9 protein-coding genes are annotated in these 13,230 nt (G+C 59.7%); 8 read left to right on the top strand and 1 reads right to left on the bottom strand.

Annotated features, from left to right (window positions below):
• The first annotated feature begins 29 nt into the window (after window positions 1-29).
• The 3 genes from BED41_RS09295 to guaB are packed head-to-tail and all read left to right on the top strand — an operon-like array spanning window position 30 to window position 3,877.
• On the top strand, window positions 30-1,178 hold the full coding sequence (locus BED41_RS09295; RefSeq protein ID WP_066745170.1) for a PIN/TRAM domain-containing protein: 1,149 nt from the start codon (window positions 30-32) through the stop codon (window positions 1,176-1,178).
• A 3-nt stretch (window positions 1,179-1,181) separates the two neighbouring features.
• Complete coding sequence (gene ispF / locus BED41_RS09290) at window positions 1,182-2,366, top strand: 2-C-methyl-D-erythritol 2,4-cyclodiphosphate synthase (protein WP_066745167.1); 1,185 nt, start codon at window positions 1,182-1,184, stop codon at window positions 2,364-2,366.
• 29 nt (window positions 2,367-2,395) lie between these two features.
• Entirely contained in the window at window positions 2,396-3,877 is a 1,482-nt protein-coding gene (guaB, locus tag BED41_RS09285; RefSeq protein ID WP_066745164.1) for an IMP dehydrogenase, read from the top strand.
• Between the two features lie 70 nt (window positions 3,878-3,947).
• Here the strand turns inward: guaB and BED41_RS09280 are convergent, their stop codons facing one another.
• Window positions 3,948-6,917 carry an ATP-binding protein gene (locus tag BED41_RS09280; protein ID WP_066745161.1) on the bottom strand — a complete coding sequence of 990 codons (2,970 nt, stop codon included), beginning with the start codon at window positions 6,915-6,917 and terminating at the stop codon, window positions 3,948-3,950.
• Window positions 6,918-7,179: 262 nt separating this feature from the next.
• Here BED41_RS09280 and BED41_RS09275 point away from each other — a divergent pair, with 262 nt between their 5' ends.
• The 5 genes from BED41_RS09275 (at window position 7,180) to BED41_RS09255 (ending at window position 13,208) form a co-directional block, all read left to right on the top strand.
• On the top strand, window positions 7,180-8,460 hold the full coding sequence (locus BED41_RS09275; protein WP_066745158.1) for an aromatic amino acid lyase: 1,281 nt from the start codon (window positions 7,180-7,182) through the stop codon (window positions 8,458-8,460).
• A 15-nt stretch (window positions 8,461-8,475) separates the two neighbouring features.
• Window positions 8,476-9,579, top strand: coding sequence for an aromatic amino acid ammonia-lyase (locus BED41_RS09270; protein ID WP_066745155.1), 1,104 nt, complete (start codon window positions 8,476-8,478; stop codon window positions 9,577-9,579).
• Window positions 9,580-9,661: 82 nt separating this feature from the next.
• Window positions 9,662-10,135, top strand: a complete 474-nt coding sequence (locus BED41_RS09265) for a (2Fe-2S)-binding protein (RefSeq protein WP_066745154.1) — start codon at window positions 9,662-9,664, stop codon at window positions 10,133-10,135.
• Entirely contained in the window at window positions 10,132-10,974 is an 843-nt protein-coding gene (locus tag BED41_RS09260) for an FAD binding domain-containing protein (RefSeq protein ID WP_066745152.1), read from the top strand. Before BED41_RS09265 ends, BED41_RS09260 begins: the two co-directional genes overlap by 4 nt.
• Window positions 10,965-13,208: a xanthine dehydrogenase family protein molybdopterin-binding subunit gene (locus BED41_RS09255; protein WP_229712279.1), complete on the top strand. Its 2,244-nt coding sequence runs from the start codon at window positions 10,965-10,967 to the stop codon at window positions 13,206-13,208. Before BED41_RS09260 ends, BED41_RS09255 begins: the two co-directional genes overlap by 10 nt.
• The last annotated feature ends 22 nt before the right edge of the window (window positions 13,209-13,230 follow it).

Below are 13,230 nucleotides of genomic sequence, written 5' to 3'. Positions count from 1 at the left end.
AGGAAATTTTTAGAGAGGAGGAAAAAGAAATGCGTCATGACATGGAACTTTCAAAAGTGATGAAAAGACTGGTCACCGCGGTAATGGTTTTCATATGCGGCGCGGCCGGCTATCAGTTTTCTCTGCTGATACTCAAGGAAAACTGGTGGCCCTCGATGTCCCTTATCCACCCGATAGGGACCAGCGTTTTTATCGTACTGTTGTCAGCAGCTTGCGGCTTTATTCTTGCACCTTTGTTCTGGTGGGCATTAATAAAATTCGGACAGTTTTTCGAATCCAAAATACAGAATGTAAGTGTGTCGGATCTGATCGTAAGCATGATAGGGCTGATACTGGGGCTGCTTCTGGCAAACCTGATCGCGATACCCCTCGCGAAGATCCCCGGAGGTGTCGGCGTCTATATCGCCGTGCTTCTCAACGTGGCCCTTGGCTATTGGGGGCTGCGCTTCTTCGCCAAACGCGGAGACGATTTCTGGAATATGCTGACGAACATCGATCTCAAGTCGAAGCTTACGCGTTCTAAGAAAAAGGGCGTCGACGGGGTGATCGAGGATATCGTCGGACCGCAGGCGGTCGTCTCCTATCCGAAGGTGCTCGACACCAGCGCGATAATCGACGGGCGTATTCTCGATGTCGCCCAGACAGGATTCCTGGAGGGGACGATAGTGCTGCCGCGCTTTATACTCGCGGAGCTGCAGGGGGTCGCCGATTCCACCGATTCGCTGCGCCGTACGCGCGGACGCCGCGGGCTCTCCGTCGTCACCGAACTTCAAAAGGTAAAGGGGCTGACGATCGAGATACCGGAGATGTCGCTGCGTGACCTCGGACGCGACAAGGTCGACGAGGCGCTTGTCGTACTCGCGCGTCAGCTGAACGGCAAAGTCATAACCACGGACTACAACCTTAACCAGGTGGCTCAGATAGAGGGCGTCGACGTGCTAAACGTCAACGATCTTGCTAATTCCCTGAAACCGATGCTGCTTCCCGGCGAGAAGGTCGAGATAGATATCATCCGCCTCGGCAAGGAAAACCATCAGGGCATCGGCTATCTTGACGACGGCACGATGCTTGTCGTGGAAGACGGCTACCGCCACGTCGGCGAGCGCGTGAAGGTCACGGTAACCTCCATGCTGCAGACCTCGGCCGGCAGGATGGTCTTTGGCCGTATCCACCCTTAGCCGATGGACGCTCCGCGCTGGTCATTCCTGATAGCGGCCGGGGGCTCCGGAAGAAGGCTCGGCGGCGAGCCGAAACAGTTTCGCGAACTGTTGGGGAAGCCGCTGTGGAGATGGTCATGGGCGGCTGCCGAAGAGCTGCGCCGCCGCGGAGAGATAGAGGATATCGTCCTTGTGGTGCCGCGCGAGTATGAGGCGGAGATACGCAGGGAGACGGAAGATATAGAGCTCACTGTGACATGCGGTGGGGCGACGCGCTCCGAATCCGTGGTCAAAGGGCTCATGAAATGCAGCGGGTCACACGTGCTTGTTCACGATGGGGCCCGCCCTTTTATAACCCCTGCCCTGTGCCGCAGGCTGATGGCCGCCGCCGCTGAGGGCGGCGGGGCGATACCGCTGCTGCCCTCCGTCGATTCCCTGAAGAGGATAGAGGATGAAAAAATATCCTGCGCCGACCGCAGCCTCTATTTCCGCACCCAGACGCCGCAGGCCTTTGAGCGTGAGCGGCTCATCCGGGTGATCGAAGAGGGCGGCCTTGAGGGGACCGACGAGGCCTCAGTCTGGCTCGCGGCGGGGGAGAGGCTTGCCTATGTGGCGGGCGAAGAGAGGAATTTTAAGGTGACGACGCCGTTTGATTGGGAGATGGCTTGCGCTTTGACCGAAAGGGCTATTGAAAAAAGAACTGGACACGGTTATGATATCCACCAACTTGTTGAGGGGCGTCCGCTGATAATCGCGGGCATCCGTCTTGAGGGAGAAAAATTTGGCCTGTTGGGCCATTCGGACGCCGACCTTGTGACGCATACGGTGATGGACGCGCTGCTGGGCGCGGCGGGCGAGCCGGATATCGGCACGCTCTTTCCCGCCTCAGATGAACGGTGGCGCGGCGCGGACAGCGTTACGCTGCTGCACAGCGTACTCTCGCTGCTCTCGTCTAAGGGCTGGCGCGTCGACTGGGTGGACGTGACGCTCAACGCCCAGAGGCCGCGCATGGGGCATCTAGTGCCGCGCTTCATCGATAAGATGAACGGTGAACTTGGCGGCGGAGAAGAGAGACGGCTCTTCAACATGAAGATAAAATCGGCAGAAAGCTGCGGCAGCGCGGGCAGGGGCGAGTGTATGATATGCCACGGGGTGGCGACCATCTCACGGCTGATTCCCACCGGGGCCGCGGTAAAAATAGATAAATAATAATTAAACAACGGAGGCCTTTTGAAAACATGGGTGATAACAAAAAAAACAAGTTTGTTGAATATCAGGGCTTTACATTTGACGACGTGCTTCTGGTACCGGGCTACAGCGAAGTGGTGCCGGCCAAGGTCGACGTCTCGACGAAGCTGACGCCTCAGATCGACCTTAACATCCCGATATGCAGCGCCGCGATGGACACCGTCACCGAGGCACGCCTCGCGATCGCGCTGGCGCGCGAGGGCGGCATCGGTATCATGCACCGCAACCTCCCGATAGAGAAGCAGGCGATCGAGGTCGATAAGGTAAAGCGCTCAGAATCGGGCGTCATCGTCGACCCATTCTACCGCCACCCTTCCGACTCTGTGCGCGAGGCGGTCGCCCTTATGGAACACTATCATATATCGGGCGTGCCGGTCGTCGACGACCAGATCCGCCTGGTAGGCATCATCACCAACCGCGATCTGCGCTTTGTGACGAACCTCGACCAGCCGATCTCCAACGTTATGACGAAGGAACACCTGATAACGGCGCCGATGGGAACGACGCTCGACGACGCGAAAAACATCCTCATGGGTTCGAAGGTGGAGAAGCTCCCGATAGTTGATAAGGACAATAAGCTTAAAGGGCTCATCACGATAAAAGACATCCTCAAGGCGAAGGCCTTCCCCAATGCCACGAAGGACTCGCACGGACGCCTGCGCGCCGGCGCGGCAATCGGCGTCGGCAGCGACGCGAAGGACCGGGCGGCGGCGCTGGTGAAGGCCGGCGTCGACGTTATCATCGTCGATACGGCGCATGGCCATTCAAAAATGGTCATTGACATGGTCAGAGACCTTCGTGCCCTCTATCCCGACCTGCCGCTCATCGGCGGCAACATTGCCACCGCGGCGGCGGCGGAGGCGCTTATTGACGCGGGCGCCGACGGTGTGAAGGTGGGTATCGGCCCCGGCTCGATCTGCACGACGAGGATCGTCGCCGGTATCGGCGTGCCTCAGGTCGCGGCGGTGATGAACGTCTCCGAAGCCGCCCACAGGCGCGGCAAGACCGTGGTCGCCGACGGCGGTATCCGCTACTCGGGCGATATCGTCAAAGCGCTTGCGGCGGGCGGCGACGTCGTTATGATCGGCTCGCTCTTCGCCGGAACCGAGGAGAGCCCGGGAGAGGCCGTCATCTACAAGGGACGCTCCTTCAAGAGCTACCGCGGCATGGGGTCGCTCGGCGCGATGAAGGGCGGCTGCAGCAAAGACCGCTACTTCCAGGAGGGCACTACGGAGGATAAGCTCGTCCCCGAAGGCATAGAGGGCATGGTTCCTCACAAGGGGCCCATCTCGGGGGTCATTTACCAGATGGTCGGCGGCATCCGCGCCGGTATGGGCTACGTAGGCGCGGCGACGCTCGAACGGCTCCATGAGGAGTCGCAGTTTGTACAGGTGACGGCCGCCTCGATGAAGGAGAGCCATCCGCACGACGTGGTTATCACGAAGGAAGCCCCGAACTACTGGGCGGAATAAATTTTTAAAGATAACGAAAGCGGGCCGTCCCTGGATTGGGACGGCCCGCTTTTTAAATGTTGCCTTTATCTTACCCGCCGAGGCCGAACTTTTTTCTTATCCAGTCGGCGCGCAGCGGGAAACCGTTCTCCCCGTACTGCTTTGCCGCCGTCATGGCGTCGCCGGAAAAATCCCCGCCGCTCAGACGCGCCGTCCAGGCCTTAGCCAGGTTATGGGCGGCGATCCAGTCGCGCTTTGCGATAAGGCGCAGAAGCAGCTCCGAGTTCTCAAGCGCCTTGCGAGCGCCCTCAAAATCGCCGCGCTCCGCGTCTGCGATGGCCTTGGTGCTGTACAGTATCGATCCGCAGCGGCCGCCGCGGCAGCTTTCAAAGAGGGCCGCCGCCCGGTCTATGTGGGAGAAGAGCCCCTCCATATTTCCCGCGTCAAGCGCGATGTTTGCGGCGGTGGTGTGAAAGTAGCTTCTTCCCCAATAAAGATTCATCGCCTCGCACTGCCGCGTACATTCGGAGAGCTGCGCCGCCGCCCGCTCCAGGTCGCCGGTTCGCTCGTAGATCTCCCCGAGGTAGCATTTGGCGACAAGCATTCCGAGGGTGTATCTCCTGCCGGTCAGCTGCATCTGCTCAAAGAGCTTGACGGAGTGAAGGAATATCTTTTCCGCCGCCGCGTAATTTCCCCTCATCATGTACCCCATGCCGATGAAACGCACCGCCGTGGCGAAATAGTGCGGCGCAGGGGCCTCCTTGGCGAGGCGCAGCAATTCGCGGGAAACCTTTATCAGTTTATCCGCCTCTTCGATCTGGAGGTACATATAGGCGTAATGTTTGAGGCAGTGTATGTGAGTCTCGGTAAAGCCGTACTGTTTTGAGATATGTATCGCCTCGTCCGTATAGAGCTTAGCGCCGGTGTACTCTCCCCAGCTGATGCGGTAACCGCCGGCCAGTTCGAAGCATGATGCCTCCAGCTGTGCGTATTCCCTCTCGGTGAGCGCCTCGGAACCTCTCAGCTCGTCCAATATGGAGATCGCATGTTCCACCTTCTTGTCCGTCTCTTCGCGGCTGCTGAAGGGTATGGAGCATGAGAGGAACAGGCGGTCGGAGAGCATAGGAAAGAGGTCGTGATTGAGCGTGATGTCGAAGATAAGCTCACGCAGGTATTGTTTCAGCTCCAGCACCCGCTCTCCCGCCTTCGCGTAATGGTGGCTCAGCATCGCGCTGAGCGCGGGGTCCCAGTGCTGAGGCAGATATCTCTTGTTGAGCGCGGCGGCGGCGCGTCGGTGGAGCTCGCGGCGCCGCGCCGCGGGGATAGAGTCGTAGACGCATTCACGCAGTTTGAGATGGGTAAATTCCCAGACGGCGCCGCCGGACCCCTCACGTTCGCGGATGAGGCCTTTGGAGATGAGCAGCTCTGCGGCGGCCAATGTCTCTTCTATCGGTATCAGCGTTATCTCGGAGATGATCTCCGATGTTCCGCCGACGCATACGGCGACTGCGTTCAGCACGTCGCGCTCGCGTTGGTCCAGCTCGCCCATGCGCTCGATTATGAGGCCTCCAAGCCCCTTCGTGCAGTCGGAGCCGGGGTTTTCCCTCAGAGTACGCAGTATCTCAAAGAGCATGAGCGGCACGCCCTCGCTTTCGCGGACAAAATACGAAAGGCCGCGCTCACGGATCGTGCTCTCGGGAAGCAGGCTGCGGCTTATATATATTATCTCTTCGTCGCGGAAGGGCGTCAGCTCCACCTCGGTGATCGCGCGTCCGCTCTTTGCCTGCCGGAGCATCGCCATCGTCATCCGTGCGGACTCCGGACGTCCGGAGATGATTATATCCGCCCGCGGCGCGCAGGAGAGAAAGGCGCAGAGGAGTTCGATGGAGCGCGTATCAAACCAGTGGATGTCCTCGAAGACCATCACTACTGGTCTGTTTTTAGCAATAACGGCAACGAGGTCGGCGATCATCGCGCCGAGCGCGACGGGGTTTATCTCCGTCATACTTGAGATATCGGCGTTGAAGGAGAGCCCTTCGTCTTTTATGAATCCTGGCGATATCCCCGCCAGCATCGAGGCGGTCCTCTTGTCGGGCGCGGCCCCCTCCCTGTCCAGAAGGAGGCGCAGCTCCCGGAGGATGTTGTTCCACGAGGAATAGGCGTAGTTACCGCCGATGGCCGTGGCTTTGGTGGAGAGCAGGGAGATATCATCCGCTGGCGTCGTTGAGAGAAGCTCGTTTATGAGCGTTGATTTTCCAATACCGGCCTCGCCGTGTATGAAAAGCAGGCAGGGGGCGGCGTCGGCGAGTTTCTCCGAGAGCAGCGCAAGCTCCCGCTCACGGCACCAGAATCTTTGCTGCCCCTCTTTTTTGCCGCGGCGTCCGACGATCTTCGCGTAAAATTTCTTTGCCCTCTCCGAGGGGGCGATTGCCAGCTTTGAGCTGAGCAGTGACGAATAACTCTGGAACAGCTCCGCGGCGCGCCTGTCCTGACCCATATTTGAATAGAGCTCCATCAGCTCAAGCACGGAGTCCTCGTCGAAGGGGTCCAGTCTGAGGAGGGCGGCCAGCGATTCGCCGAGCGCTTCGTTGTTCTGCGCCTCATAGGCCGCCTCAATGCGTTTCTTTATCAGCTCGATGAGTCCCTCCCTGATCTTGCCTCTAGCGGCCTCCAGCCATTCGCTGAAAGCGGGGGAATTCAGTGACGATAAACCTTTAAGCGGAGCGGCGTAGACGGCGGAGGGAATTGGTATCTTAGGGTCGGTGACGGCGCCGAGACCTCTTATATCGTCGTCGAAGGGGCGGATCGTAACGGTTCTCCGGTCTACGTCGAGCGCCTCCGGCATGATGTTGTTTATAAGATAGAGGGCGTTTCTGAGGTTTGCCGAGGCCTGTGACTCGTTTTTATCGTACCAGAATACGGCCTTCAGTTCGTCGCGTGTCACCTCTTTGTTCAGCGCGATATAGTACAGTAATGCCTCCGCCTTGTGGAGCTTGAACGCAATCCTTTTTCCCTCATATTCGATCAAACTGTTTCCAAGCAGCGATATCTTTAATTTCACATCTTCGCCCTCTTCCGTTTCCGCAATTATTTAGATTATATCAGGATAATAGTATGACGTAAAAACGTATGCCGTACGTCCTTATATATTTTTATAAAACTTTGACGTTTGATTGACGGGGCCGGAGTAGAATGTAAACGGACAGAAAAGTGTGTAAATTCAGCCGAAGTTTAATTAAAAATAGAGTTTGCCCCGTCGTTGTTTCCGTTTTCGGCTCTGCCGCGGCGGAGGGCGGCGGGATCTATAAAAGGGGGACACTGCTATGCAAAATTGTCTTGAAACGATCGTATCTTCCGGATTTACGCCGGAGTCCGTACGGCAGGCAGCGGCGAAATCTCGGCCTCCGCGCCGCATGGCCGAGGGATTCTCGTTCAGCGAAGCGAAGAAGATGCTTGATCTTTCCTGTTCCGTACTGCCGCTTGAGGCGGCGAAGCGCGTCATATCTCTTCTTTATTTTGAAACTCTTATATGCAAAGAAAACAGACTGGCCTCCGCGCTGGAAAAGATGCTGTGCGCGGATGACTCGCCGTCGCTCCACTACGAGACAAACTCCGAGGAGCTGCTGCTGGCGGAGCTCTTCGGACATCTGTCGTCTGTGGGCGCTCTCCCCGAAGATTGGGAGTTTGTCGCGAAGAGCCGCTGCGTGGTAAACGGCATCGCGTGGTATGCCGTATCCAAGGCCCATGAGTATATGAAAGTTGCGGACATCGCCGTGGCTCTCAACCTCGAGGCGATCCGCGGCGAGCTTGGAGCCTTCGACGACCGTCTCTCTTCTGTCGCGCGTCCCTTCCCTGGGCAGATAGACTGCGCGTCGAATGTGCGCCGTCTTGTCGATGGCAGCCGGATGACCACGGACGAGGGGCGCTATGCCTTCGGCTATGATACCCATCCGCGCGTGCAGGACGCGATCTGCGTCCGCGCCACGCCGCAGACGCACGGCGGCGCTAGAGACGTCTGCTACTTTGCCGAAGATGTGGTGGAGAGGGCGATATTGGAGGGCGGCAGCGGTTACGGCGCCGAATACGCGCTTGACGGCCTGGAGACGGCCCTTGCCGATCTGGCGCACATCTGCGAACGCCGCACCTTCCGGCTCAACGACAGCCGTCTTTCGTACGGCCTGCCGATGAACCTCACTCACGGCGCTACGGGGCTTAACCACGGCTTCCCCGTGGTGCAGTCGAACCAGGCGGCTTTGGTCGCCGAGCTGAAGCTGCTTGTGCTGCCCAGCGCAGTCGTAAAGGCCCCCGGCGAATGCGCCGCCTATTACGCGGCCTGCAAGATGCTGCGGGCGCTGCCGCTTTTGTCCAAAGTGATGGCGATAGAGCTGCTGATGGCCTGCCAGGGAATGGATATCGTCAAAGAGAGGCTCCCTGAGCTCTCATTTGGCCTAGGAACGGCGGCCGCTAAAGATAAGGTGCGCGAAAAGATTGCGATGATGACCGAGAACCGCTTTGTCTCGCCGGATATGAACGAGGCGGACCGTTTCATTACGAGCGGTGAAGTTTTGAAAGCCGTCGAAGCAACTGTCGGCGGGCTCAGATAGAGGGGAGCGGCAGCGATGAGTCTTTACTATATAGATGGAAACAGCCTTACACTGGACATGATCGGCCGGATAACGGCCGATAAAGAGGCGCGGGTAGCTCTCTCCGAAGAGGCCTCCGCGCGCTGCCGCGCCACGCGCGCTCAGATCGACCGCTGGATGGAGAAGGACGCTCCCGTAGTCTACGGCGTCAACACTGGCCTCGGCAATCTCAAAGACGTGGTGGTGCCGCCCGAAAAACATATCGAATGGAACAAGACCCTGCCGTATCCGCACGCCGCGGGTATGGGGGAATATCTGCCGCCCGAAGTGACGCTGACCTCGCTGCTGCTGCGCGCCAACGTGCTTGCGCGTGGTTACAGCGGCGTGCGCCCTGAGCTTATTGAGAGGATACTCTCCATATATAACGCCAAGGTCGCGCCAGCCGTGCACAGCGAGGGCTCGACGGGACTCTCCGACCTAGGGCCGCTCGCGCAGAACGTTATGACGGTAGCGGGGCTCGACGAGGCGAAGGCCTACTATCGCGGAAATCTTCTCCCCTCGCGTGAGGCGCTGCGCCTTGCGGGACTGGCGGAGAGCTTTACGCTTGAATGCAAAGAGGTCCTTGCGCAGATGAACGGTTCGACGATGACGCAGGCGATCGCTGTGCTTGCCTTCCTGCGCTTTGAGGAGCTGTCGGCGGGGATCGAGGCGCGTCTTTCCTCCGGCGGGGAGCTGCCTGAGTTCTATGAGGGCTGCCGCGAGGTCATAGGCTTCACGAAGGGCGTTCTTAACAGGGAAAACAATATCTCCTGCGACAACCCGCTGCTCTTTGAACTGCCCGAAGGCGGCTATGAGGCGGTGATGGGCTGCAACTGCAGCAATACGCAGGTCGGCTACGCGATGGACATGATGAACACCGTCATTGCCGAGCTGGCGAACGGCCTCCATGAAAAGACCGGCGGCCTTGCGAAGAGCGAGGCCCGCCACCTGCTGAATAAGATAAAAACCTGCGCCATGCAGGTGAGCGCGGATTCCATACCGACGAAGGGCGGTCAGGAGGACCATGTGGAATTCAGCTTCACCGCCGCCCGTAAGTTTTACTACGCCGTGGAGCTGACGGGAAAACTCCTGGCGCTCTGATCGCGGCGTTTGCGGAACGGAGCCCCGCCGTGCGGATACCGGCAGGTGGCTTCGATGTGTTGGTTATTACGAGGAGAGAATAATGCGGATTTCATTGAACCTTAATGGAGAGACAAAAACGGCGGAGGTCGACGCCGACACGCGGCTGATCGATATGCTGCGCGGCAACTTCCGACTCACGGGCGTGAAAGAGGGCTGCGGCGCGGGGGAGTGCGGCGCCTGTACGGTGCTGCTCGACGGCGAGGCCGTCTGCTCCTGCGTTGTGCCCGCCGTTCAGGCCGACGGCTGTTCGGTGACGACGATCGAGGGGCTTGAGAAAAACGGCGAACTTGACGTGATACAGCAGGCCTTTATCGACTGCGACGCCGTGCAGTGCGGCTTCTGCACCCCCGGCATGATAATGTCCGCCAAGGCCCTGCTGCTGAAAAATCCCCGCCCGAGCCGCGACGATATCAAACGTGCGCTCGCGGGCAACATCTGCCGCTGTACGGGATACATCCCCATCGTGAATGCCGTTGAAAAGGCGGCGGCGCTGCTGGGAGGCGGGGATAGATGAGCGGTCTCGAACGTCCCTGCACTTTGGAAGAACTCTTTTCGGCATACCGTCCGGGAATGGAATTTCTCGCGGGCGGCACCGACTGGATAATAAAGAACCACGGAAAGCTCGCCCCCGGCGCGGCGGTGGCCGATATCTCGCGGATAGCCGAATTGAGGGGCATTTCCGTTGAAGGCGGATATCTTCGCATCGGCGCGATGGAGACGATGACGGCGCTGCACGGCAGCGACATCGTGCGCAGATACGCCGCGGCTCTGGCCGACGCCGCCTATGTGATGGGCTCCGAACAGATAAGGAACCGCGCCACCGTCGGCGGCAATGTTGCGAACGCCTCTCCCGCCGCGGATACCCCCGCGCCGCTTGCCGCGCTGGGCGCGGCGGTCGTCATCGCCTCACCCTGCGGAGAGCGGCGGGCCTCCGTCGAGGAGATTGTGGGAAGAAACAAAAACAGCCTTTCCGAGGGCGAGATCATCAAGGAGTTTCTCATTCCCGCTGACGATGGACGGATATCGGCCTTCTTAAAGATCGGCAGCCGCAGCCAGGTCAGCATCTCCAGAATAAACATCGCCGTCTCCGCGCGCCGCGAAAACGGCCTTTATAAAGAGGCGCGGGTCTATGTGGGAACGCTGGGCGCGGCAGCGAGAAGGTGCGCCGGCGCGGAGGCAGCGCTCAATACGCCTAATTTCGCGCAAAAACTGCCGGAAGAGCTCTGCGGGCTCGCCGCCGAGGCGATACCGGGAAGATCTACGCTGCCCTACAAACAGTCGGCGCTGCGCGCGCTCGCGCAGGATATATGCGTACTGCTGGGAAGGCGGGCGGAGGAGGCCGGATGCAGATGAAAAAAGATGAGTTTAAGTATATTGGCAAACGGGTGATCCGCGAAGATTCCGCCGATAAGGTACGCGGCAGGTATGACTATCTCGCCGATTCTCTGCCGCAGGACACGCTGGTCGGCATCCCGCTTCTCAGCACGCGGGCCAACGCGCTCATAAAGGAGATCGATACCGCGGAGGCGGAAAAGATTGAGGGCGTGACGATACTGACCTTCAGGGAGGCGCCGGACAATAAATACAACAGCGGCGAATGGTTCCCCGGACAGAACGATTTTCGTGACGAGACGGTCCTCACGGGACACGCGCGTCACGTGGGCGACCGCATCGGCCTTGTCCTTGCGGAAGACGAAAAGAGCGCCCGCGCTGCGCTGCAAAAGATAAGTGTGGAGTACGAGCCGCTCCCCGCGGTCGTCAGCCTGAGCGAGGCGCAGGAGATGGCGCATATGCTCCATGAGGATGGACAGCGCTCCTTCCCCGGCAGCCTCGGGTACGGCGACGTCGAGGGCGCTTTCGCCGCCGCCGCGCACATCGAAAGCGACGTAATATACACGCCTAAGATACATCACGCGGCGATGGAGACGCACTGCGTCCTCGCCATTCCGCGCCCGGAAAGGGTTATCGAGATCCACACGCCCTGCCAGATAATCTTCGGCGTACAGCACGCGGTGGCGCAGGTGCTGCCTCTGCCGCTTTCGAAGATCCGCGTCATCAAGGCGAACATGGGCGGGACCTTCGGCGGCAAACAAGAGAGCGTCTTTGAACCTCTCTGCGCCTGGGCTGCTTGGAAGCTGCGCCGTCCCGTATTTATCAACACGAACCGCGGCGAGACGATGGCCGCGACGCGCACGCGCGCTGCGGCGCTTGGCCGCGTCACGACGGCGCTCGACGGCGAGGGACGTATCCTCGCGCGTAAATTCGACATAACGGCCGACGCCGGAGCCTACCTGACCGGAACGAAAAAGGTGATGATGGCGATGGGGAAAAAGGCTTCGCGCCTCTACCGCATTCCGGCGCTGCGCTTTGAGGGACGCACAGTGCGCACCTCCACGACTCCGGCGGGCGCCTGCCGCGGCTACGGTTCGCCGCAGATCCACACGATAACCGAGATCCACACGGACCTTATGTGCCGCAGGCTCGGCCTCGACCCGCTGCGCTTCCGCCTTGAAAACCTTGTGCACGACGGCGACGCCGACCCCAGCGGCGCGTCGAATATCGGCCACGCCCGCGTCATCGAATGTCTCGAAGAGGGAGCGCGGCGCTTTGGCTGGGACGAATGCCGCGAGCCGCGGCTGAGTGCCGACGGACGCTACGCCACCGGCGCGGGCTTTGCCTGCTGTACGCACGGCAACGGTTACTACAAGACCATATACCATGATATGACGCAGATGTCTCTGCGTATCCTTGAGGATGGTTCGGCGATCCTGCGCACGGCGATCCACGAGCTCGGCAACGGAACGACGACTGCGCTGGCCCAGATCGTCGCCGAGACGACGGGGATAGATATTTCGCGGATCACCGTCACCGAAGGCGATACGAACTTCAGCTCCTACGACGCCGGATGCCAGGCCAGCCGCGTGATCTACGTCTGCGGCGAATGCGCGCGCCTCGTCTCCGAGGAGGCGGTTAAATTGCTCTGCGCGAAGGCCTCCGAGATATACGACACCTCCGTGGAGCTTCACGACGGCGTCCTCGCCGCGGGCGGAGATAAAATAGAGATCGGCGAAGCGGTGCGGCGCATAATGCGCGAAAAGCGCTGCTCGATCGAGGCCCATTACGAACACGCCCCGGAGAACAACCCCGCCTCTTTTGGGGTACACTTCGCGCAGGTAACGGTCGACAGGCTCTCCGGCCTTGTGAAGGTGGACCGCTACCTTGCGGCGCACGACATCGGCCAGTCTATCAACCGCAGCTTTGTTGAGGGACAGATATACGGCGGCGTGCAGATGGGCATCGGCATGGCCCTCTGCGAAGAGCTTGATTACAGCGCCGAGGGAATACCGAAGGCGGATAACTTTGACAAATATCACATGGTAAACGCTCCGGATATGCCGGAGGTAGAGGTGATGCTCATTGAGGACGGCGAGCCCGGCGGCCCCTTCGGGGCGAAGAGCATCGGCGAAGTCTGCACCGTACCAGTGACCGCCGCGGTGGTGAACGCTGTCAACCGCGCGCTCGGAACGTCGCTCACGGAGCTGCCGCTGACGCCGGCGAAGATCGCGGCGGCGGCAAAATGTAAATAGGGAGCAACCGGCTCTTTATTAT

Origin of the sequence: Cloacibacillus porcorum, assembly GCF_001701045.1 — a bacterium.
Classification (GTDB): domain Bacteria; phylum Synergistota; class Synergistia; order Synergistales; family Synergistaceae; genus Cloacibacillus; species Cloacibacillus porcorum.
Note: the sequence above shows the minus strand (reverse complement) of the source record. Positions and strands in the feature narration are given on the sequence as shown.

Coding starts and splice junctions, on each gene's coding strand:
- BED41_RS09295 (WP_066745170.1), top strand. CDS start 30: ATGCGTCATGACATGGAACTTTCAAAAGTGATGAAAAGACTGGTCACC.
- guaB (WP_066745164.1), top strand. CDS start 2,396: ATGGGTGATAACAAAAAAAACAAGTTTGTTGAATATCAGGGCTTTACA.
- BED41_RS09275 (WP_066745158.1), top strand. CDS start 7,180: ATGCAAAATTGTCTTGAAACGATCGTATCTTCCGGATTTACGCCGGAG.
- BED41_RS09265 (WP_066745154.1), top strand. CDS start 9,662: ATGCGGATTTCATTGAACCTTAATGGAGAGACAAAAACGGCGGAGGTC.
- BED41_RS09255 (WP_229712279.1), top strand. CDS start 10,965: ATGCAGATGAAAAAAGATGAGTTTAAGTATATTGGCAAACGGGTGATC.
- BED41_RS09270 (WP_066745155.1), top strand. CDS start 8,476: ATGAGTCTTTACTATATAGATGGAAACAGCCTTACACTGGACATGATC.
- BED41_RS09260 (WP_066745152.1), top strand. CDS start 10,132: ATGAGCGGTCTCGAACGTCCCTGCACTTTGGAAGAACTCTTTTCGGCA.
- ispF (WP_066745167.1), top strand. CDS start 1,182: ATGGACGCTCCGCGCTGGTCATTCCTGATAGCGGCCGGGGGCTCCGGA.